At 61.5% G+C, this 20,881-nt stretch carries 23 protein-coding genes and 1 tRNA gene; 7 read left to right on the top strand and 17 right to left on the bottom strand.

Going from position 1 to position 20,881, the window contains the following annotated elements; genetic code table 11:
• Positions 1-288: 288 nt before the first annotated feature.
• From tnpC to SIL87_RS16105, 3 genes are all read right to left on the bottom strand, one after another.
• The gene (tnpC, locus tag SIL87_RS16115; RefSeq protein ID WP_319613188.1) at positions 289-1,341 is read right to left on the bottom strand and encodes an IS66 family transposase; all 1,053 of its coding nucleotides are present in this window, start codon (positions 1,339-1,341) and stop codon (positions 289-291) included.
• A 955-nt stretch (positions 1,342-2,296) separates the two neighbouring features.
• Positions 2,297-3,469 carry an IS4 family transposase gene (locus tag SIL87_RS16110; protein ID WP_319612376.1) on the bottom strand — a complete coding sequence of 391 codons (1,173 nt, stop codon included), beginning with the start codon at positions 3,467-3,469 and terminating at the stop codon, positions 2,297-2,299.
• A 321-nt stretch (positions 3,470-3,790) separates the two neighbouring features.
• Positions 3,791-5,662: an IS1634 family transposase gene (locus SIL87_RS16105; RefSeq protein ID WP_319612784.1), complete on the bottom strand. Its 1,872-nt coding sequence runs from the start codon at positions 5,660-5,662 to the stop codon at positions 3,791-3,793.
• A gap of 23 nt (positions 5,663-5,685) precedes the next feature.
• Between SIL87_RS16105 and SIL87_RS16100 the strand changes: the two genes are divergently transcribed.
• A complete protein-coding gene (locus tag SIL87_RS16100) occupies positions 5,686-6,168 on the top strand; it encodes a PH domain-containing protein (protein WP_319615148.1) in 483 nt (160 codons plus the stop codon).
• A 67-nt stretch (positions 6,169-6,235) separates the two neighbouring features.
• Positions 6,236-6,832 carry a hypothetical protein gene (locus SIL87_RS16095; RefSeq protein ID WP_319615147.1) on the top strand — a complete coding sequence of 199 codons (597 nt, stop codon included), beginning with the start codon at positions 6,236-6,238 and terminating at the stop codon, positions 6,830-6,832.
• Here the strand turns inward: SIL87_RS16095 and SIL87_RS16090 are convergent.
• The 4 genes from SIL87_RS16090 to SIL87_RS16075 all read right to left on the bottom strand — a co-directional run bounded on the left by SIL87_RS16090 (position 6,774) and on the right by SIL87_RS16075 (position 8,598).
• Positions 6,774-7,943: an acetyl-CoA acetyltransferase gene (locus SIL87_RS16090; protein WP_319615145.1), complete on the bottom strand. Its 1,170-nt coding sequence runs from the start codon at positions 7,941-7,943 to the stop codon at positions 6,774-6,776. The genes SIL87_RS16095 and SIL87_RS16090 overlap by 59 nt on opposite strands.
• A 41-nt stretch (positions 7,944-7,984) precedes the next feature.
• Positions 7,985-8,060: transfer RNA gene (locus SIL87_RS16085), tRNA-Glu, on the bottom strand.
• Between the two features lie 35 nt (positions 8,061-8,095).
• Positions 8,096-8,266 carry a DUF2256 domain-containing protein gene (locus SIL87_RS16080; RefSeq protein ID WP_319615144.1) on the bottom strand — a complete coding sequence of 57 codons (171 nt, stop codon included), beginning with the start codon at positions 8,264-8,266 and terminating at the stop codon, positions 8,096-8,098.
• On the bottom strand, positions 8,263-8,598 hold the full coding sequence (locus SIL87_RS16075; protein ID WP_319615143.1) for a DUF6476 family protein: 336 nt from the start codon (positions 8,596-8,598) through the stop codon (positions 8,263-8,265). Before SIL87_RS16075 ends, SIL87_RS16080 begins: the two co-directional genes overlap by 4 nt.
• A 26-nt stretch (positions 8,599-8,624) precedes the next feature.
• Between SIL87_RS16075 and SIL87_RS16070 the strand changes: the two genes are divergently transcribed.
• Positions 8,625-9,590 carry an RluA family pseudouridine synthase gene (locus tag SIL87_RS16070; protein ID WP_319615142.1) on the top strand — a complete coding sequence of 322 codons (966 nt, stop codon included), beginning with the start codon at positions 8,625-8,627 and terminating at the stop codon, positions 9,588-9,590.
• 293 nt (positions 9,591-9,883) lie between these two features.
• Positions 9,884-10,795, top strand: a complete 912-nt coding sequence (gene rpoH / locus SIL87_RS16065) for an RNA polymerase sigma factor RpoH (protein WP_405055240.1) — start codon at positions 9,884-9,886, stop codon at positions 10,793-10,795.
• Positions 10,796-10,856: 61 nt separating this feature from the next.
• Here rpoH and SIL87_RS16060 read toward each other — a convergent pair whose 3' ends face one another.
• The 4 genes from SIL87_RS16060 to SIL87_RS16045 all read right to left on the bottom strand — a co-directional run bounded on the left by SIL87_RS16060 (position 10,857) and on the right by SIL87_RS16045 (position 13,069).
• The gene (locus tag SIL87_RS16060; protein ID WP_319615141.1) at positions 10,857-11,102 is read right to left on the bottom strand and encodes a hypothetical protein; all 246 of its coding nucleotides are present in this window, start codon (positions 11,100-11,102) and stop codon (positions 10,857-10,859) included.
• A 73-nt stretch (positions 11,103-11,175) separates the two neighbouring features.
• Positions 11,176-11,994 carry an MBL fold metallo-hydrolase gene (locus SIL87_RS16055; protein WP_319615139.1) on the bottom strand — a complete coding sequence of 273 codons (819 nt, stop codon included), beginning with the start codon at positions 11,992-11,994 and terminating at the stop codon, positions 11,176-11,178.
• Positions 11,994-12,839, bottom strand: coding sequence for an FAS1-like dehydratase domain-containing protein (locus tag SIL87_RS16050; RefSeq protein ID WP_319615138.1), 846 nt, complete (start codon positions 12,837-12,839; stop codon positions 11,994-11,996). The genes SIL87_RS16055 and SIL87_RS16050 overlap by 1 nt, the downstream gene beginning before the upstream one ends.
• A 44-nt stretch (positions 12,840-12,883) precedes the next feature.
• On the bottom strand, positions 12,884-13,069 hold the full coding sequence (locus SIL87_RS16045; RefSeq protein WP_319615137.1) for a hypothetical protein: 186 nt from the start codon (positions 13,067-13,069) through the stop codon (positions 12,884-12,886).
• Between the two features lie 112 nt (positions 13,070-13,181).
• Between SIL87_RS16045 and SIL87_RS16040 the strand changes: the two genes are divergently transcribed.
• Together SIL87_RS16040 and SIL87_RS16035 are read left to right on the top strand one after the other, a co-directional pair.
• Positions 13,182-14,462 (top strand): DUF445 domain-containing protein, encoded by a 1,281-nt coding sequence (locus SIL87_RS16040; RefSeq protein WP_319615136.1) that lies wholly within the window; start codon positions 13,182-13,184, stop codon positions 14,460-14,462.
• Positions 14,463-14,464: 2 nt separating this feature from the next.
• Entirely contained in the window at positions 14,465-15,445 is a 981-nt protein-coding gene (locus tag SIL87_RS16035) for a D-2-hydroxyacid dehydrogenase (RefSeq protein WP_319615135.1), read from the top strand.
• Between the two features lie 144 nt (positions 15,446-15,589).
• Here SIL87_RS16035 and SIL87_RS16030 read toward each other — a convergent pair whose 3' ends face one another.
• The 3 genes from SIL87_RS16030 to SIL87_RS16020 form a co-directional block, all read right to left on the bottom strand.
• Positions 15,590-16,417, bottom strand: a complete 828-nt coding sequence (locus tag SIL87_RS16030) for a sulfotransferase domain-containing protein (RefSeq protein WP_319615134.1) — start codon at positions 16,415-16,417, stop codon at positions 15,590-15,592.
• A 3-nt stretch (positions 16,418-16,420) separates the two neighbouring features.
• Positions 16,421-17,032, bottom strand: a complete 612-nt coding sequence (locus SIL87_RS16025; RefSeq protein ID WP_319615133.1) for a YceI family protein — start codon at positions 17,030-17,032, stop codon at positions 16,421-16,423.
• A 70-nt stretch (positions 17,033-17,102) separates the two neighbouring features.
• Positions 17,103-17,735, bottom strand: coding sequence for a hypothetical protein (locus tag SIL87_RS16020; protein WP_319615132.1), 633 nt, complete (start codon positions 17,733-17,735; stop codon positions 17,103-17,105).
• Between the two features lie 241 nt (positions 17,736-17,976).
• Between SIL87_RS16020 and SIL87_RS16015 the strand changes: the two genes are divergently transcribed.
• Positions 17,977-18,930: a hypothetical protein gene (locus SIL87_RS16015; protein WP_319615130.1), complete on the top strand. Its 954-nt coding sequence runs from the start codon at positions 17,977-17,979 to the stop codon at positions 18,928-18,930.
• A 132-nt stretch (positions 18,931-19,062) separates the two neighbouring features.
• Here SIL87_RS16015 and SIL87_RS16010 read toward each other — a convergent pair whose 3' ends face one another.
• The 3 genes from SIL87_RS16010 to ilvN form a co-directional block, all read right to left on the bottom strand.
• A complete protein-coding gene (locus SIL87_RS16010; RefSeq protein WP_319615998.1) occupies positions 19,063-19,359 on the bottom strand; it encodes a BMC domain-containing protein in 297 nt (98 codons plus the stop codon).
• 288 nt (positions 19,360-19,647) lie between these two features.
• Positions 19,648-20,337 carry a potassium channel family protein gene (locus SIL87_RS16005; RefSeq protein ID WP_319615129.1) on the bottom strand — a complete coding sequence of 230 codons (690 nt, stop codon included), beginning with the start codon at positions 20,335-20,337 and terminating at the stop codon, positions 19,648-19,650.
• Complete coding sequence (ilvN, locus tag SIL87_RS16000; RefSeq protein WP_319615128.1) at positions 20,337-20,855, bottom strand: acetolactate synthase small subunit; 519 nt, start codon at positions 20,853-20,855, stop codon at positions 20,337-20,339. The genes SIL87_RS16005 and ilvN overlap by 1 nt, the downstream gene beginning before the upstream one ends.
• Positions 20,856-20,881: the final 26 nt, after the last annotated feature.

The following is a 20,881-nucleotide window of genomic DNA, read 5'->3' as shown; positions in this document are numbered from 1 at the left end:
ATATATTCCAAGGTCGAGAGTGCTCGCCGCTCAAATTGAGTCGGACGGATTAATACTGAATGACACAGGCGATGATTTAATAATTCTAGATAATGCAATTATAGTTGATCGCGGTGGTGTAATTTGGAAAGATAACTGGATTTCAGATACAATTCATTACATGCCGCCGGACTGGAAAGACGTCCCGTGGCTCCCCGGAATCTACAACAAGGCAGATAAAACAATTGATATATATGAAGAATGTATTAGGGAAACTGGAAATATAGGTAACCGTTCACACCCCCCGGGTCAGACCGCTACCTGGGCAGGGATTGTGGGCAGCAGATTGTTAGCTCGTGCGGCGGTGATGAGGGCGCAGGCATAGGCCCATGGATCAGTGCCACGCTTGCGGCAGGTGTCAATGACGCTGAGCGCGGCGGCATAGAACCGGCTCCCTTCATCGGATCGCGTGCCAAAGCTGATGCGCCTCGAGATCACCGCGTGGCGGAGCGCACGTTCGGCATCATTGTTGGTGGGCGGTAAATCCCGATCGGCGACGAAGGCGACCACTGCGTCCCAGTCATTGAGGATTTCACCTGCCAGCCCGCGAACTTTCGCATCGATCTCATGGCGATTGCATTGACAGTTCCATTTGATGCTCGCGGTCAGGCGCTTGATGGCGGCGGGGTCGTCGCCGTCATGCACGCGCTCGATCAGGCGGCGCAGATCGCGGACCAGATCGCTGCCGAAGCCTGATCCCGCGCCGTAATGCCCCTCTGCCAGCGCGCGGGCCTTACGGATCAGGTGCGCCAGACATCTCTGGCGGCGTGGATGATCGCGATAGGCACCGTAACCGTCGGTGACGAGCCAACCCAGAAAGGCCTCGCCGATCAGCGCGGCCAATTCGCAGTGCTTGCGGCTGCCGATCCGATAGACGATCGTGGTTGCCGTCACCGCAACCCAGAGCCACAGCAGACTTGCCTTTTGATACCACGGGGTTTCGTCGAGATGGACGATGTCAGCCGCACGCACATCTTCGATCAATTGCTCGACCACGGGTTCGCTCGCCAGACCGAATTCGTGAATGCAGCGTTCGATGGTGGCAATCCCGAGCTCAACGCCCAGCCAGTCAGCCAGGAATTCAGCGATCTTGACGCGCGAGAGGCGGAAACGCAGCGACAGCGCCGCGATGAAGGTGGCGAGCATCGGGCCAACCAGGCAGCGCTCGCTCATCAGCAGGTCGCGCCGGCGCCCCTCGACATGTGAGCACAGTCCGGTTGCGGGGCGTGCGATGGTCTCGTGGCCACAGTCGCAGCGTATCGCCAGATAGCAATGTTTCGTGGCTGCGACATGAAGGCTCATGTCGCCGCGGGTGAGTTCAAAGCTCAGATGAGCGCTGACTTGGCGGCTTTGCGAGACGGTGGAAGATCCGAAAACTGCACGGCATGCGTCGCACGCTGTCGGCGCATGCAGGAGTTCACCGCTGACTATAATCGGCAACCGGCGCCAAAACCCTTTCGTCCCTGGCCGTTTGCCGGCCGGCTTGGGTCCAGGGTTGCCGGCGGAAGCGTTGCCGCCCGGCGCGGAACCACCACCCCCATCGGTTTTGTCGTCCCGGTCGGAGCGCTCAGAACTTTGCCCGCTCTTGGTGTTACGCCGGTAGGGATTGTCGCTGGAAGGCGGACGGGAACTGGTTGTTGAATCCTCGCCGGCATGGTTTGCCAGCGCTCGCGCCAATTCATGTAAATCCCAGGTCAGTTCTTCAAGCTCGACGCGCGACATCGCAGATAAATCAGTACGTTTAATGTCTTTCAGGCCGGGGATTCTCTGACGGGGCATCAGAATCGTAGAGTCCGGTTCGGGTGGAAAAGCAAGCCCAGCCTTTCGACATTTTACCGGCCGTTGGCTAACGCTTCATTCGAGGCAAGAAAGGGGGGGTGTGAATGGTTACAAATATAGAATATCCGGTACTGTGGGTTGATTCGTTTCCTGCGAACCATAACTTTGGTCATTTTGTCCACGATACGTTGCCATATGGAATCGTATTCCAAAGAAGTCGAATGCTTGAACCACAAATTCGCCCTCTGTTAGTGCCTATGAACTTCAGAAATCAAAGGTCATTATTTTCTGTCGTTTTTGACTATCCATATGAACAGTGCACATTTTCGCAGGCAGGGTATCGGTTCAAAAAGTTATATTTGGCGAGACGGCAGACAGATATGACCTCCGCCAATTGGACGCTATCCTTTTCGGGCATTCGACACGCCCGAAACGTCGCCCAAAATAAGTGGGGCGTGCAGGCTCACTCATCCCCTCATTACGTAGCCGGCATGGAATTGCCGAATATGCCGCTGCTGCGCAGCATTTCCGTGAACCGCCGCATCAGGGGCAGTAGCCGGTGCTTCGGCATGTTCGGGATCAATTCATAGAGCATGCACCCCTGACGGAACAACGAGTGTGAGCGGGTCTTCGAAGTGTTGGACTTGAGCTGTCGATCCATTCCCAGGCTCTCGCCTGCCGTCCCGAGCATGGTCAGCAGCGCCATCGCAAACGCGCTGATGAGCAGCAGCCGATCGCGCCGCTCTGGTTCGGCGATGCGGATCTCAGCCATCCCCATCCCAAAACGCAAATCCTTGACGTCCCTGAAGCTGGGTTCGATCGTCCAGCGCCGGGAATATTGCTTGATCAATGTCCCTGCAGACGCCACGGCGTCACTGCTCGCCAGGCACCACGGCTCCTTCATGTCACGCGCATGTACGCACACCACGGCACCGACCTGATAGGCGTGCGAGGCGGTGACGCGCGCACCACGCAGTTTGCGCGCCCGGCCCGATTTGCCGACCCAGTCCGCCGCGGTTCGCGTCTCGCCTGCGGCATCGGTGACATGGATGTTGCCGCGGAAGCGAATGATATAGGCAAAGCCAAGCTCCGTAAGATACGCGAACAGCTTGTGGTCACCGAAGCCGCGGTCGGCCAGGATGGTCACGCGGCAGCCGGGCGGGACAACCTCCGACAGGCGGCGCAGGCAAGTATCCTCGATGGCGTTGCGCTGATCTTTCAATTCCTCTTTCCACATCGACAGCCACAACAGAGGCATCGCCCGGCCATGCTTGCTCACCAGGTTGAGCGCCAACGTTGCCTGATCGTCGCCGTCGAAATCCGTCCAGTCCATGGCAACGACGATGTCGGTCTGCGAACCCACCAGATGCGGTACCCAACGGGCGAAGCTTTCCCAGACGTCGATACTCTCGTTACTGAGCATGCGATCAACCTGCTTGATCGCGTGCTTGGTCACCAGCCCGCGCGCCTGTGCCAACGCCTGACCGATCATCGCGACGGCGAGCGACGCGCCGGTCATCACGCCCAGTGTCGCAGCAGACAGGGAGTCAACGCGTTTGGCGTGGAGATCGTGGGCATACAACTCGTCAATGAATGCGCGGATGTCCTTCAACCGCCCACCATCACGCTTTTTCGATGCTGCAATTCCCATGATCCACCCTCATCCATGCATTCCAACGCTTGGTAGAGAATCGCAGCGAATCGGCGCAATACCTGGACCTATGGAAAATGGGGGGATTCCTGAGCTCCTACATGGAATTTTATTCAAAGGTTGGAGCGTGTCATTGGTGTTACTACTCTTCGCCCGTCCCCCACACGCCTCCTTATGATCATTCCGCTGGTCGGAAGCATCGCCATGCTTGCGATCGTCGTTCTAACCCATATTTAGCAGTGCCTCGAATAAACCACATAATATCAGCATCTTACACTCTTAAAAAAATCCGAGTGGCACTACAAACATATCCAAAGGGGATCAGACGGTGAGTTTCTGGATCCCTCTTGGCGAGGCATTGAGTGCCAACGCATCATAAATCCGGCGCAAGGCTGGTTCGGCGACTGTGGCCTTGCGGACATGCAGGGTGCGACCGTCGCGCTGCTGGAAGGTTGCGGTGATCCGTTGCTGCACCGAGATGATTTCGCGCAATCGGGTCCATGACAGGGGCTCCCCTGCCGCTTTCAGTTTATGCCGGATTGCCTGGACCAGTTGATAGGCCAGCACGGTGATGAACAGATGCCCTTCGGTGCGGTCCGCTTTGTGATGGAACACCGGTCGGAGGCCGAGTTCCGATTTGAGACCGCGGAACACCGCCTCCAGATCGGTCAACATGGTGTAGGTGTGCCACAAGGTGGCGGCGTCCCAGGTGGTTTCATTGCTGCGCAGACAATAGACCCCGGGATGTGTCAGCATTGAACCCTCGAGTGGAACCTTGACCCAGGTGATCGACGCGGCCTTGGTTCCGGTCTCATCGGGAGTCACGATGATCTCGTAGTGTTGCCCGATGCCGCTGCTCTTCTCTATCAATCGGCCGATGCGTCGCTGGATATCAGCCAGGTTTTTCTGTCCGTGGGGTTTTGCCAGTCCGTCGACGAGCGTGGTGAGACCGGCCTCGAACCGGGTGATGAACCGATCAGTGATTGCGGTCTCCTTGGTCTTGCGCCCCTCGGAATGGCAATAGAGCCGAACCTCCGTGCCATCCTCGCTCAGCACACGTTGCAATTGGACCGTCTCGTTCGACGCGGTCAGCGTGCTGATCGCCTGATCCGGATCGAACTGGCGGGTGCGTTCGCGGCTGACCACCAGGTAACGGTATCCGTGTTTTATGAGCCAAGCGACGTTGGCTGCGGTCGCGATGCCGGCATCCATGATGACCAGCGCCCCCTTGGGAGCGGTGAGGCCGTCGAGCATCTCCTCAAGGGTCGTGGCTTCACCGACATTGCCGGCGAACATCTTTGAGCGGCGCACGAAGCCGCTGCCATCGAGGACCAGGCCGAGGGTAACCAGAGGGCAGTCGGTTCGCTTCTCCTTTGATCGACCGCGAGCAGCCTTGGCGTTACCGCTGGCGGTACCTTCGAAATACGTGTTGGTCAGATCGTAGAGGGTGACGGTAACCGGCAGTCCAAACAAATCCTGGATCCGGCTGAACAGTGCGGTCTCGATCTTGTCACGGTGTCGCACAAGAAGGTCGGAGGTCCGATACAGACGGATCAACGGCATGGCTTCGAAGTCCACGTCCAGCAGTTCGCCGAGGGCACTGCGCTCGCGCAGCCAGCGCCAGGTTGCGAGTTCGCTGCCCGGCGCTGCCATGCGACCTATGAGGCTGCCGACCACCGCGGCTCGCTGGACACCATTGAAATCGAGATCGCGGAGAATCTGATCGATTCCCAACCAGTTCATCGCTGCAAGGCCGACCGCTTCGACCCCGACCGACCGGGGCCGGATGAGTTGCAGCGAGGCGATGTCGACCTCGGCGTAAACTGCAGATGGCGCGGCAGGTGATGGGAATAAGGATGCCTGAACGGCGGTCGACGGGGTCGGTGGAGCTTGGTGTCCAGCATCCGATCGGGCTGCCCCTGGCTGGGCCGCAATAAGACGGGCGGCATATCGTTGAGCCAAGGTCTCGATGATCTCGGGTTCTGCGAGCATACCGACCTGTCCGGCAAGCAAGGCGTCTATCCTGGCGCACAGGGCCTGCCAGTCGCTCTGTGGCAGGTCGAACTGGCGGCCAAGGTTGAGCAGGGTGATCTGGCGGACCTGCTTACCGATGCGCTCGGAGGCGACGAGGCGATAGGTGAAGTATGTTTCGTTATCGGACTTATTCCGGGTTTTTGTTTTGCGGATAAACATTGCCGAGACATGAGGCTGGTGCCGTGGGGGGTCAAGGGATCATCAATAATATTATGGCACTACAAATAAAAGCAAAACATAAAGTATACAATATCAATATGTTATGCGCTTTGGTTGCAAATTATGATCGTTTTAGTGCTAAAGATGGGCTAAGCATGCCTTTTCCCGGTAGCGCCATGCTGATCGCGTTCTGCGTGTTCGCCTTCGGTCTCATCAGCCTGATCATTCCGGCCCGTTACGCCCTGACGGTGGACGACAGCGGGATCACCCTGCGTGAATTGACTCGTGCGCAATTCGTCCCGTGGAGCGAGGTCGCAGGAATCAGCGTTGTGTCGTGGCGGCCGACCACCACGGCAGGCGTTCCAAGCGGCGTTCGCGTTCGCCGCTGCGCATACGGTCGATCGATGACTGACCTTGTCATCCCCGACATTTTTCCAATCCACCGCGACGCACTCGCCGGACTGTTGCACGATCGTGTCTCGAATAGCGACGGGCCCCGACTATAGAAACACTCGCCGACCCCCAAACCCACCCCACTTTCTCACCCCCCGCCCGTCATGCTTATCTCCCGCTGTGCGAACCGCCCCCACTCCCTCCCAGCAGGCCATGCTCGGCCGCTTCGACCTGGTCATCGCGATCCTGATCCACATCATAATGGATCAGGGCCGCGCCTCCGGTATCGCCTTCCCCCGTCTCATCCAGATCTGGCAGCGCATCACCCGCCTCGCCGCCCGCTTCACTCGCGCCGCCCTCATCGGCCCGCGCCCGCGCCGCATCCGCGCCCCGCAAATCCGCAAGCCGGCCCCAATCAGGCCCGAACCCCCTCTGCCCACAAGCCAGGGCTGGCTCCGCCGCCTGCTCCCCGATAGCGAAACAATGCCCAGCGCCCTCATCTACCCCGCGCAACAGCTCAGCGATCTCCTCGCCGACCCCGCAATGGCCGAACTCATCGAAACCAACCCCGCCATCGGTCGCACCCTGCGCCCCCTCTTCGCCGCCCTCGGCATGGCCCGCCCGCCAATCCTCGCAATCCCCGCGCCCCAGCCCGAACCCCAGCCAGCCCCGCCGCAAGCGCATCACGCCATCGAACCCGCCGAGCCGCCCGGCAATCCTATCGTGAGCGTTCCAATATCGAAACGTAATTGGCGACCGCCGCGCCCCCCATGTTGAACACCCCGCCAATCTCCGCGCGCGGCAACTGCATCCCACCGGCCTCCCCGGTGAGCTGCATCGCGGCCATAACATGCATGGAAACCCCGGTCGCCCCCACCGGATGCCCCTTGGCCTTCAACCCGCCCGACCGATTGACCGGCAACCGCCCCTCCGCCGAAACTACCCCGTCCAGCACCACCCGCGCCCCCTGCCCATGCGGCGCCAGCCCCATCGCCTCGTACTCGATCAACTCCGCGATCGTGAAGCAATCATGCGTCTCCACGAACGACAAATCCCCGATCGTGAGCCCCGCCTGCTCCAGCGCCCGCCCCCAGGCAACCGCCCCGCCCTCGAACCGCGTCACATCCCGCCGCGACATCGGCAGAAAATCATTGACATGCTGCGCCGCCCGAAACCGCACCGCCCGCGCGAGCCCCGCCGCAACCTCCTCATCCGCCAGAACCAGCGCCGCCGCCCCGTCGCTCACCAGCGAACAGTCGGTCCGCTTCAACGGCCCCGCCACATAAGGATTTTTCTCTGAAACGTTCCGGCAGAATTCCACTCCGAAATCCCGCCGCATCTGCGCATACGGATTATCCACTCCGTTGCGATGATTCTTCGCCGCAATCGCCGCCAGCGCATCCGATTGATCGCCGAACCGCTGAAAATAACTCTCCGCAATCCGCCCGAACACCCCGGCAAATCCCCCCGGCGTCTCACCCTCCTCCCGCCGGTACGAAGCCCCCAGCAGAATATCCCCCACCGCAGCCGAAGCCACGCCGGTCATTTTCTCAACCCCCACCACCAGCGCAATCCGCCCCCGCCCCGCCGCAATGAAATCCCGCGCGGCATAAACCGCAGCCGACCCCGAAGCACAGGCGTTCTCGCAGCGCATCGCCGGCTTGAATCGCAATTCCGGCACCCCCTGCATCGCCAACGATGAGGGAAAATCCTGCCGGCTGAACCCATTGTTGAAATTGCCGACGAACACCCCGTCGACCTCCGCAGGATCAACCCCCGCATCGGCAATCGCCGCCCCGGCAACGTCATCGATCAGAGTTTCCACATCGGGCGCCGCGAGCTTCCCGAACGCCAGATGCGCCCACCCGACAATACTCGCCCCGCCCATCTCACATCCCCCGCTGGCAAAACCAGCCCAGCCGATGCATTTGGTATCCCGTACCGGATTCGAACCGGTGTTGCCGCCGTGAAAGGGCAGTGTCCTAGGCCTCTAGACGAACGGGACGTCGAGCCGGTTGATAATCGAGATCGTGCCGCTCTTCAAGAGCCGCGCCCGCTCCGCCGCGAAAGCGCCGCGTCACGGCGGCCCGAACGGCACGCGTCCGAACAATACCTCACATTATCCCAGTCACGCGCCCATTTGCGCCGCCAGTTGAACGGCCGCCCGCAAGCAGCGCAAATCTTGCTGGGCAGAGCGGTTTTTCGGTTCATCGCACCCGTGCGGAGCCCAAAACGGCCCCGCTCCGCGGATCGATGAAATCGATCCGGCCTCCTTTGCCATCATCGATCCAAACCGCCACCTCGCCACCCGCCCCGGCGATCCCCGCGATTTTGCCGCCCGACCCGCCAGGCAGAACCGTCGCAAACGGTGCCCCACTCACGATACTCACCGGTGCGTGTCCGGTTGACTCCATGAACCGTTTGACCACAACCCCGATCACGAGGGCGGTGCCGAGCACGATCAGCACGCCCAGCCCGATCACCAGCGCCTTCAACCCCCGCAAATCCGGTGTCCCTTTCCGTGAGTCCCGAGTCTGATCCATCCAGCCAACTCCCTGATCCGGCCTTATTGTATGGGACGATCCTCGTTTGCGCCACGCCCGCCGATCAGGGTGAGCGGCTGGACCGGTTTCTCGCCGACCATCTCGCCGGACTGTCACGCTCACGGATAAAAATCCTGATCGAGGACGGGGCAGTAACGTGCAATGCCATCCCGAGCCGCACCCCATCGGCCCCGGTGCGCGCGGGCGATACTGTCCAGATCGAGATTCCGGCCCCGCTGCCCGCGACGCCGCGGGGCCAGTCGATACCGTTTCCGATCCTCCATGAGGATGACGACCTGATCGTCCTCGACAAACCCGCCGGGCTCGTCGTGCACCCCGCGCCGGGAAATCAGGAAGGAACGCTGGTGAACGCGCTGATCGCCCATTGCGGCGACAGCCTCCAGGGGATCGGCGGCGAACGCCGGCCCGGCATCGTGCACCGGCTCGACAAGGATACGTCGGGTGTGATGGTCGTCGCGAAAACCGAAATCGCCCACCACGCGCTCAGCGAAGCCTTCGCTGCGCGCGATATCGAGCGTCACTATCTCGCTCTGTGCTGGGGCGCGCCGCAACCGGCATCGGGCGCGATCGAGGGCGCGATCGGCCGCGATCCGCGCGAGCGCAAACGGATGGCGGTGGTGGCACGCGGAGGACGCTACGCCTTGACCCACTACGCCACCGAACGGCAATTCGGGCTGGGGGCGGCGCTGATCGCCTGCCGGCTCGCGACCGGTCGCACCCACCAGATCCGCGTGCATCTCGCGAACGCCGGCCATCCGATCGTGGGCGACCCGGTATATCTGCGGCGCAAACCAGCAGCTGCCATGCATATCACCGAGCCGGCGCGGTCGCTGTTGCTCGATTTTCCCCGTCAGGCACTCCATGCCGCGAGCCTCGGTTTCGTCCATCCGCGCACCGGAAAGGCGCTCAGGTTCGAGACGCCGGCACCTGGCGATTTCGCCGCGCTGATCGATGCGCTGGACGATTTATAACGGTTTTGAACAGGTCTTATACCGGACTTATGCAGTCTGATATTCTTGACTTCTGGCGCGATTTCGTAGTATGAAAACCACTGTCAAGTGAATTATTTGTTTAGACCCCTCAGCTTAACCCCCGATTACCGCGTTTTCAGGTCATATCACGAGACCGTGATGCTGCGAAACCGGTTCTGGGTGTATAACCCTCGCAGCAAGAGACGAGGCATCACGAAGGGTCGGTTGTTGCACACCTGATCCATGTCCAGTCTGAACAGAAGACGACACAAACACGTCGAGAGGAGCTACCAATGGCCTCCGGAATGAGCACTATGGCCCCGAGCGAGGGCAATCTTTCGCGGTACCTTCAGGAAATCCGCAAATACCCGATGCTGGCACCCGAGGAAGAGGATCGTCTGGCCCGTGCCTGGCGCGACAATGAGGATCACAAGGCCGCTCACAAGCTGGTCACCTCGCATCTGCGGCTCGTTGCCAAGATCGCGATGGGGTATCGAGGTTATGGTTTGCCGCTCGGCGAGCTGATTTCCGAGGGTAACGTCGGCATGATGCAGGCGGTGAAGCGGTTCGATCCGGAACGCGGTTTCCGCCTCGCGACCTATGCAATGTGGTGGATAAGGGCCGCAATTCAGGAATACATTCTGCATTCCTGGTCGCTGGTCAAAATGGGCACTACCGCGTCGCAGAAGAAGCTGTTCTTCAACCTTCGTCGCCTGAAGGGTCAGATGCAGGCGATCGAGGATGGCGACATGCAGCCCGAGCAGGTGGCCAAGGTGGCCCGCGTGCTCGGCGTACCGGAGCAGGACGTCATCAGCATGAACCGTCGCCTTGCGGCGCCGGATAACAGCCTGAACGCGCCGATCCGGATGGATGGCGAGGGCGAATGGCAGGATTGGCTGGTCGACGATGCCGACAGCCAGGAAGAGAGCATTGGCGATCGCGAGGAAATGACCGGTCGACGGGCGCTTTTGGCCACCGCGCTCAAGACCCTGAATGATCGCGAGCGGCACATCCTGATCCAGCGCCGGCTCAAGGACGAGCCGACCACTCTCGAAGATCTGTCGCAACAGTATAATATCTCGCGGGAGCGGGTGCGCCAGATCGAGGTCCGGGCGTTCGAGAAGCTTCAGAAATCGATGAAGACCCAAGTTTCGGAACAGCGGGCCGAACAGCGTAATGCGGTGCAGGCGCGCCTCGGGGCCTGATCGCCTCGGTTATTGGAGAGATGAACGGCCGGCCCGAAAAGGGTCGGCCGTTTTGTTTTGCTCAGTTACCGGCGGTGGCGTGCTGTTGGGCGGCTTTCTCGCGGGCGACCCTGGCTTTGTGCTTGGCGAGTTCATGCCCGGCGACGCAGCCGCCGACCGCACCGAGAACGGCATGGTGATGGGCGTAATGGCCGGCGACGCCGCCTACCACGGCACCTTTGAGGCAGCCTTTGGCCTGGGCCTGGGTGAAACTGCCGATCGCCAGAACGGCGAGGGCGGCGGCGAGGGTCGAACGGACGAACGTCATGTGATGGCTCCGGTATTGAGGGATCGCTGATATGGGACGATCCGCCCGGAATATCACGGGGCCGTGAGTAAATTCATATCGCCTGCCAGATATTCGCATGCTCGATGACGATGCCCTCTGCCCGCAGCTTGATCAGATGCGCGAGAACGTTACGTTCCGCCGCGATTTTCAGCATCGGGTCCTGCTTGGCGTAGAGGTGATGTGCCAATTCGGCGACTGTGGTTGGAGCGTTTTGCACCGCCGCCAGAATGGTTTCCTCGCGTTTGCGCCGATGGGCGAGCATTTCCGCAACAAGAGCGCGCGGGTTGGGTAGCAGCGGGCCGTGACCGGGGAGATAAGCGGTGTCGTTCCGGTCGAGCAGGCGGTGCAGCGAGGCGTAATAGGCCTGCATGTCGCCATCCGGCGGATTGACGATCGAGGACGACCACGACATCACGTGATCGGCGCTGAACAGAAAATCTCGATACGCGAAGGCGAGATGGTCGCTGGCGTGGCCCGGGGTGTGAACCGCAACCAGCCCGGCGATCGAATCACCGTCCGCCAGCTTGTGGTCCGGGGTGAATGACCGGGTTGCCGGGCGTTGAAATCCGTAGCTCGGCGCGCCGGTTGCGGCTTTCAGCCCGGCGAGTGCGCCGAGATGGTCGTGATGGGTGTGGGATAGGACGATCCGGGTGATCGGTACGTTGCCCGCTGCGTTCAGAAGGTCGCGGATATGGGCCGGATCGTCGGGTCCGGGGTCGAGCACGGTCAGGCCGTCATCGCCGTCGATCAGGTAGGTGTTGGTGCCGTGATACGTCATGATCCCGGGATTGCGGGCGACGAGGCGGCGGATTCCGGGCAGGATTTGCTGCGCGACACCGCGTTCGGGTTCGGCTTCGGTCAGAAATCCCATCAGCGCGCCCGGCCGACCATGCAGATCGCATCGCTGCTGTCGCGCAGGGCGAGATCGAGGCCGTCCGGGGTGTCGAGAGCGGTGAGGGTTACGGGCCGGCCCTGAAACACCGCGCGGCGGGCGCGGAATTCGAAATGCCCGATCGGGGCGCTGCCCCGGCAGGTTCGGGCGAAATCGGCCAGCCAGGTCGCCTGGAGGGCGCCCTGAACCACGAGGCCGGGATAATGTTCGGTGCCGGTGACATATTCGTAATCGTAATGAATGCGGTGGCTGTTGCCGGTGACCGCGGAGTAGCGGAACAGGGTCAGCGCATCCGGCATGACGCTGCGGGTGCGGGCAGCTTGGGGGATGGGCTCGGGCGTGGCGGCGCTGATGGCGGGGTCATCGGCGGCGCGGTAGACCACGTCCTGTAATTCGGTGATCGCGATTTCGCCGGTCGGACCGATTTCGTGGCGTAGCTGGATGAAGGCAAGCAGGCCGGTGCGGCCGCGTTTCAGCGTGGCACCGGCGATAGTGGAGCGGCGTTCCACCGCCTCGCCGATCCGCAGGGAGCGGTGAAAGGTTATCGCGCTTCCGGCCCACATCCGCCGTTCCATCCCCGCGATCGCGGGCATGAACTCGCCGCGAGCGGCATGGCCGTCGGGGCCGAGGGTGCTCCATTTCGGCCAGTCCTGGAACAGGACCCAGTGCCAGAGCGGCGGCACCGTGCCATCGGACGGTGGATCGGTGTCGAGCGTCGCGGCGAGGGCCGCGATCCGGTGGGCGGAGACGGTATCGCGCACCAGTGCGGTGCGACCCGTCAGGGCGGCGAGGTCGGAATTGATCGCATCTTCGTTTCGGTCCATGGCGCAAGTCTAGACCCGGGTGGGCGAGGTTGCCCAGAGACGTATCAGGTCGTGCCGAACAGGGCAGCCATTACGGCGATCACCGCGGCGGCGAGCAGGAAACCGGCGATCCAGATGGCGGGCGATAATCGTTCGCGATTGCGGCTCGGTCGCCAGCCGGCGGAGCCGGGGCGCCAGCCGGCGGATGATTGTGATGGTGGTTTGACCTGATCCGCGTTGCGCCCGACCATGGCTCGATCCTCCAAGCGCAATTTGCACCATCGGGCGGCGGGTGGGCAAGCAAAACATTCATCGCGCCCGCCGAGCCTTGCCGATCGGACGCCCTCAGGCCACATCTCGCCGATGGCTTCACCGACGACCGCTCCCGATCCCGATGCACCGCTTCGCCGGTCGCTCGCCCGTCACCGTGCATTCGCGACCGGATTGCTGGTGCTCATGGCCGCTTTGGCGGTCTTTGCGTACTGGCTCCCCCCGACTTTGGGAGCGTTGTTTCTGCGCGATGCGGCGAAGGCCGGGGTGATCGGCGGGATCGCCGACTGGTTCGCAGTGACCGCGCTGTTCCGCCACCCGCTCGGCTTGCCGATCCCGCATACTGCGATCCTGCCCGCGCAGAAGGAGCGTCTGGGTGCCGCGCTCGGGCGGTTCGTTGCCAATCATGTGTTTACCGAGGCGGATGTCGCGCGGTTTCTGGAGGGGCTCGATATTCCCGATCTGCTCGGGCGGTTTCTGGCGGACCCGGCACTCGCCCAGCCGATGGCGGAAACGCTGGCGGGGTCGCTGCCGCGATTGTTGCAATCGGTCGAGGATGGCCGGGCGCGCAAGCTGGTCGGGCGGTTGCTGCCCCGGATTGCCGGGGGGCCGGCGGCAGGGCGGGTGGTGGCGCGGGCGCTGGCCTCGCTGGTGCAGAGCGGGCGGCATCAGGAGGTGTTTTCGTTCATACTCGAACAACTTCGCGCGATGTTGCAGACCCGCGAGGCGGAACTCAAGACCATCGTGCGCGAGCGGGTGCGCGAGCAGGGGGGGATGCTGGTCGGCTGGGCGGTGGGGGCGAATATCGCGGCGAAGGTGGTGACCGCGCTGAACACCGAGCTGGATCGGGTGGGGCCGGATGGGTCGGAATTGCGGGCGGCGTTCGATGAATGGGTGGGGCGCGAGATCACCCGGCTGACCGAGGACCCGGCGCGGGCCGCCGAGCTCGGGGCGGCGCTGCGGACGGTGGTGACCCATGAGAGCATGCGGGCCTGGGGGGCGGATATCTGGGCGCGGCTGCGCGATGCGATCGCGGATGATGCGATGCGACCGGGGGGGCACAGTGTCGCGCTGATCCATAACGCGCTGGCCAATCTCGGAGGGATGTTGCGCGATGATCCTTCGACCCGGGCGCGGATTTCGGCGGCGGCGGGGGCGGTGGTCGCGCGGCTGCTGCCGGCGGCGCAGGTGGAGATTGCCGGGTTCATCGGGCGGGTGGTCGGCAACTGGGATGCCGCGACGATCACCGACAAGCTGGAATTGCGGGTGGGCAAGGATTTGCAGTTCATCCGGGTCAACGGGACGCTGGTTGGATTTCTGATCGGCGGTGTGCTGTTCCTGCTGCTGCATTTCGGATTTCATCAGCAGGGGTAGCCATGCATATCCATATCCACGAATTCGCCGACAGCCCGTTTCTCAAGCTGACTGCAGCCGAGTTTCACGAGGCGGCGGCGCTGGCCGGTGCGATCGGGCAGGGGCATTCCCTGACGATGGGGGTCACGCTCGATGATTTCGCGGCGGCGGCACCCACGATGGAAGTGCTGATCGCGACGCCGGGGGCGGTGCGGCGGCTCGATCTGACACGGGCGCCGAGGCTGCGGATCATTCAATCGACCGCGGCAGGGGTGGATGCGCTGGTGCCGTTCGATATGATTCCGGCCGGGGTGAAGCTGCTGAACAATCGTGGGGTTCATGCGGATCGGGCCGGGGAATTCGCGATCATGGCGATGCTGATGCTGGCCGCGCATATGCCGCGTTTCGCAACCGATCAGCGGGCTCATCGCTGGCATCGGCGTCCGTCCGGGGTGGTGGCGGGGCGGCGGGCCACAATCGTGGGTGTCGGCGGGCTGGGTGGCGGGGCGGCGCGGCGGGCGCGGCAGTTCAGGATTCATGTGACCGGGATTCGCAATGGGGATGCACCGCATCCCGATTGTGACGAGACCCGGACGATCGGGGATCTTGATGCGGTGCTGCCGGGGACGGATTTTCTGCTGCTGGCCTGCCCGTTGACGCCGGCGACGCGACATCTGCTCGATGCGCGGCGGATCGGGTTGCTGCCGCGCCATGCCGGGGTGATCAATATCGGGCGGGGCGGGCTGGTGGATCAGCCAGCGCTGGTGGCGGCACTGAACGCGGAGGAGATTGCGGGGGCGGTGCTCGACGTGTTTGCCGAGGAGCCGATACCGCCGGGCGATCCGGTCTGGGAGGCGCGGAATCTGGTGATCACCCCGCATATCTCGTCGGATGATCCGGACCACTACAATGCGGCGACGCTCGCGATGTTCTTTGCCAATCTGACGGCGCTGGCGGAGGGGCGGGAGCCGGGGACGGTGGTGGATTTTGAGAAGGGGTATTGAGGAAGGGGAGGGTTAAGACTTCTTTTTGTGAACAAAAAGAAGCAAAAAAACTTTGTTCCTCTGTGCCCGTGCCTTTGGAGCGCCCGTGCCCCAGGTAAAAGAAGTTTTTTGCTTCTTTTTTACAAAAAAGAAGCGCTTGCTTCCCTACTTATAGTCAAACCGCCGCATCTGCACTGCGTGATCCCGCTCGATCCGGCGGCGTTGGGTGTTGGTGAGGAGGGTGCGCCATTGGGCTGATATGCCGGTGCGGAAGAACGGGGTTTTTGCCTGCGCGGGGCGTTCGGCGAAGCCGGTGGCATGTTCCTGCCGGCTGAGGGTGGCGAAGCTGCTGAAGCTGATGGCGCGCTGGAGGCGGGCGGGGTCGGGGGTCGCGCCGAGGAAGCGGATGACGTCGGTGAAGGCGTCGGTGGGGTCGGCGAGGAGGTCTTCGTAGCGGAGGACGAGGAGTTTGGGGTGGGGGTTGCTGGTCCATGAGGCGACGTGACGGGACCAGGAGCCGATGAATTCGAGGATTTTATGGTCGTTGCCGCCGCCGACCGCGCGATCGTCGGCGAGGAGGGCAATCATGGCATCGAGGGTGATGCCGAGATGGGCGGCGTAGGAGATGGCGATGTCGCGCGGGTCGCGGAGGAGGTAAATCGCGCGGTCGGTGACTTCGGGTGTGATCAACGGGGTGCCGTGGAGGGTGATGGCGGGGTTATGGGTTTTGACGAAGACGCGTTCGGGGTCGTTGCCCATCAGGTCGTGGTGGACGCGGGGGCGGAGGCGGGCGGCATCGGCGGCGGTGTAGGTGCTTGCGGGGCGGGGGTCGTGCCGGTGGTAGAGGGCAGCGCCGCTTTCGCCGGTGGTGAGATCGGTCAGACGGTTGATCGGGTGGGGGGTTGCGGGGTCGGTGAGGTAGTTGTGGAGGAAGGCGCGCAGCCAGGTGTTGCCGGATTTCGGGAAGGAGGCGAGCCAGATCAGCTTCCCCATCGGTCAGGTCGGGGGTTTGCCGTCGAGGGAGATTTTGTTGGTGACCCTGATCATTTTGCCGACCGTCATCGACTCGCCGTTGAGGCCCCAGTGATAGCGGTTGAACGCGCCCTCGGTATCGATGCCGATCAGTTTGCCGTCTTTCATGACGTAGGTGATTTTCATGTCGAACGGATGGGTCTGGCCGTGGTTGGTGAGGTTGCCGATCATCATGGTGCCGTTATCGGCGCAGGTGCCGACGTAGCGGGAGGTGGGGTATTTCTGCGGGTCGAGGAAGTCTTTCGCCATGACCTGACCGCGGACGATGGCATTGGGCAGAGCGAGGCTGCGGGTCTGGAACGTGACATCGACCGCGCAGGTTTTCGCGACCGGATCGAAGGTGAGGGTTCCGGCGAGCTGGCGGTAGGTGCCGGTGACGGTGAACAGCATGGCGCTGGAATGGGTTTGCGCCAGCATGTTGCCGGGGGTGAGCTGAAGGGTTTCGGGTGAGGCGAAGGCGGGGGAGATTGAAACGAGGGCGAGTGAGGCGGCAGTTGCGAGGCGGATCGCGTGGTTCATGGGATGGCCCTTGATCGTGGTGGGGATGGTGGTGCCATAGGGACGGGTGGCGGACAATATCGGAGGACGGTTCCGGAGGTTTAAGTTGCTAAATCGTAACGAAATGGATGTGTTGGGGCGTTGGTGTTCAGGGTCGTTTTCGCGGGGCTTTGCGTTGGGGTGGCCAGAAGCGGTTGCCGGGGCCGAAATGGACGCCGTGGTAGTGTTTGTCGGGGATGCGGATGTCGGCGGGGTCGAGGGGGATCGGCCAGGGCGCGGGTTTGGGGCGCGGGCGCTGCGGCAGGCGGAGGAGTCCGGGGGGTTTGATGCCGAAGGCGCGGCAGATCGGGCGGATGGTGCGGCCGAGTTTGGGGTAGCGCGCGACGAGGGATTGGAAGGGTTGACCGGCCAGCAGGGTGGTGAGTTCGGTGCTGGTGATGCCGATGTCTTCGGCGATGTCCGACAGCCAGTAGGCGGCGAGGGCGGGTATCCAGCCGAGGATGTGCATGATTTCGCGGGGTTTGCGCGGCTTGGTCGATGCGGGGCGGGTGCGGGGTGCGGGCGGGCCGAAGACTGTGGGTTTGGCCAGCGTGATCGCGGCGCGGGTGAGGCGGTGGAGGAAATATTCGAGGTGCCGGCACAGACTGTCGAGGACGCTGACCGCGAGAAAGGGGCTGGGACGCTTGCGCGCGATGACGGCCAGAAGATCCCGCAGGATCTGGATGAACTGGCCGATCGGATCGGCGGCGGCGTGAGGGTGAGGGGGCGCGATGCTGGACACGCATGCTATTCATCACATGGGGTGGGGGGTGAGAAAGCGTAGTGGAGGGAAGAAGGCTACTTTTTTGAAAAAAAGTAGCAAAAAACTTTCGCTCCTCTGGGGCACGGGCGTTTTCACGGGCACGGGCCCGGAGTCAGAGAGTTTTTTGGTTCTTTTTTGCAAAAAAGAACAACTTCCCTTGCCTTCCCTACCGCCTCCGGCGCGGATGAGTTGCGATGATGTGATCGATATATGGAGGACGATGATGTTCGATGACGAGATTGCCGCGAGTGTCGGGTATTTGGGGTCCGCCGAGGCGCTGGCTTGTCTGGAGGCGAGTTCCTACTGGCCGAAATGGGATTCGCCCTGGTGGCATATGTTGCTGTTGCATGAGATGGGCGAGACGCGGCGGATTCCGGAGCGGACGATGCGGGCGTTCGTTGATGCGATGAAGGCGACGCCGTTCACGATTTTCATGGACGGGCCTGGGGAATTGCCAAAGGGGGCTGATCCTTATTTTACGGCGTGTCATTGCCAGTTGGGCAATGTGTATCGGGTGCTCGATGGGTTCGGGGTCGATGTGGATGCGGAACTGCCGTGGGTCGGGCCGTGGTTCGTGGCCAATCAGATGGCGGATGGCGGGATGAATTGCGATGAATCGGCGTATGCCGTGACGGATGAGTGCCCGAGTTCGATGGTGGGGACGATTGCGGCGTTCGAGGCGATGGCGTTGAAATCGGCGGAGGGGTTGAGCGAGGAGGCGGCCAGTTTTCTCGATCGTGCGGCGGGGTTCATGGTGGGGCGGCGGCTGACGATGGGCTCGGAGACGCGGCATAATGCGGCGGAGCGGGAGGCGGCGGCGTCCTGGATGCTGCCGTGTTTTCCACGGTTTTATCATTACGATGTGATCAGGGGGCTGACGGCGCTGAGTTTGTGGGCGGAGCGGCGAGGGGTTTCCGTGCCGCGAGAGGCGATCGGGCCGGTGGTCGAGGCGGTGGATCGGGCGTTTCCGGATGGGGTGGTGCGGATCGGGCGGCGGTGCTGGGAGGGGGTTGGTACGATCATGCAGACGGGGGATGGCTCGTGGGATTATCGGCGGCGGGAGGCGCCGGGTTTTCCGTTGCTGGAGGCGGTCAGCGCGGTGGGGGCGGCTTCACCGTATCTGACGCGGGAATGGGCGGGGACGCGGCGGCGGATGTTGGGGGTGCTGGGGTAAGAAAGAGCGGTTTTGGCTTCGGAATGACGGGGGCGGGCTGCTGAGACGGTAGAGGAAGGTGAAAGAATGGCTATTTTTTGGAAAAAAGGTGCATGGAAACTTTTGTTAGTTGGGGAGGGGTGAGGGCCGGGATCAGGTGCGGCGGGGTTTTGCGGGTTTTCGGGTGGTTCTCGGGGCGGGGAGGAGTGCAGGGAGGTCGTTGTGGGGGCTTGGGATGACGTGGACCGAGACCAGTTCGCCGACACGTTTGGCCGCTTCACCGCCGGCCTCGGTTGCGGCCTTGACGGCATCGACGCTGCCGCGAACGATGATGGTGCAGTAGCCGCCGCCGATGAGTTCCTTGCCGACGAGTTCGACGTTCGCGGATTTGACCATGACGTCCGCCGCTTCGAGGGCACCGATTAGGCCTTTGGTTTCGACGAGGCCCAGTGCATGGCTTTTGACGATGGCGATGATTTGTCTCCTCGGCGTTCAGGCTGGGGCGTTGGGGCTTGGGGGTGGATGGGTCGGCCGGCGGTTTGGGCGGATGATTTGATTGATCGGGGTGCGAAGACGGTCGATGGCGATCCGGTCGATGGTCGTGATGTAGGTAAGTTGAGGGGTTGTGCTTCGCAACCCGTTCGGAGTGAAATGCTGGATAATTGGTCGGGGCGCGAGGTGGGTGCGAGGCGTAGGGATTGGGGCCGAAAGGGGCGGATTACGCTGCGCTCTTCCGCCCTACCGTTGCGCGTCGCTTTGTTTTGATCGCGAGGAAGAAATAGAGAAAAATAAGATGGATACAAATATAGGAAGCATGCCAGCCCCCACTAACGCCTGAATTGCCGCAATTGACTGAGCAAACTGATTTGCAGGATAAACGTCGCCGTATCCTACGGTTGTTTGTGTGATAACGGAAAAATATACACTTAACCAAGCATGACTATATGTCTTCGTTGACGCATTTAAACTACAAAATAAATAATATATTTCAGAAAAAAGAGTTATTATTGCAATATATATTGCAATATAATTAAAAATCAAAAAGCCCAATAGATTTGCAAGAACAGGGGTATCTTCGGGATTGCTAAGCCTTCTTATTGCGTAAAAACATAACGAGATGACCGCAATAAAATTATCTATAGTCATTATAAGAAGAGTTGGTCGAACGCTCGATACCGAAAAAAATCTTGCGCTGATAAGCGTCAAAATCGCTAGCAGTTCTAAACTAATTATTAATACTAGTGCACTTTTAAACGCCTTATTATTGTAAATTAATACAGAAATAAGACACATTATAGAGATAAGCGCTAGAAAGATATCAACAAGCTCATTTGCAAATTTTGATAATACAAACAAAAGGCTAACGGTTGGTATGATTGCGACTGCAGTGATGGATAAGATTTTCAATCTCTGCAGTGCTTTTTGCATTAAATTGTTCTTGTTCCCCGCGCTATCGCTGCAACCCCTGTCCTCGAAACCTCCGCCAGCCCGAGCGGGCGCATCAGGTCCAGGAATGCGTCCAGTTTATCTGTCGCGCCGGTTAGTTCGAATACGAAGCTTTCGGTGGTGGCGTCGATGACGCGGGCGCGGAAGGCGTCGGCGAGGCGGAGGGCTTCGGCGCGGTTTTGGCCTTGGCCGATGACTTTGATGAGGGCGAGTTCGCGGGCCAGATGGGGACCTTCGCGGGAGAGGTCGGAGACGCGGTAGACCGGGACGAGGCGGTCGAGTTGGGCTTTGATCTGGTCGATCACCAGTTCGGTGCCGGAGGTGACGATGGTGATGCGGCTTTTGCGGCGGTCGTCTTCGACCGGGGCGACGGTGAGGCTGTCGATATTGTAGCCGCGGCCGGAGAACAGGCCGATGACGCGGGCGAGGACGCCGGATTCGTTTTCGACGAGCACGGAGATGGTAGCCGAGCGAAGGGTTTGTTCGACGATGGCGTTCATGGGCTTTGATCTTTACGAATAAAAGT

Source organism: Acidiphilium acidophilum (genome assembly GCF_033842475.1).
Taxonomy (GTDB): Bacteria; Pseudomonadota; Alphaproteobacteria; order Acetobacterales; family Acetobacteraceae; genus Acidiphilium; species Acidiphilium acidophilum.
Note: the sequence above shows the minus strand (reverse complement) of the source record. Positions and strands in the feature narration are given on the sequence as shown.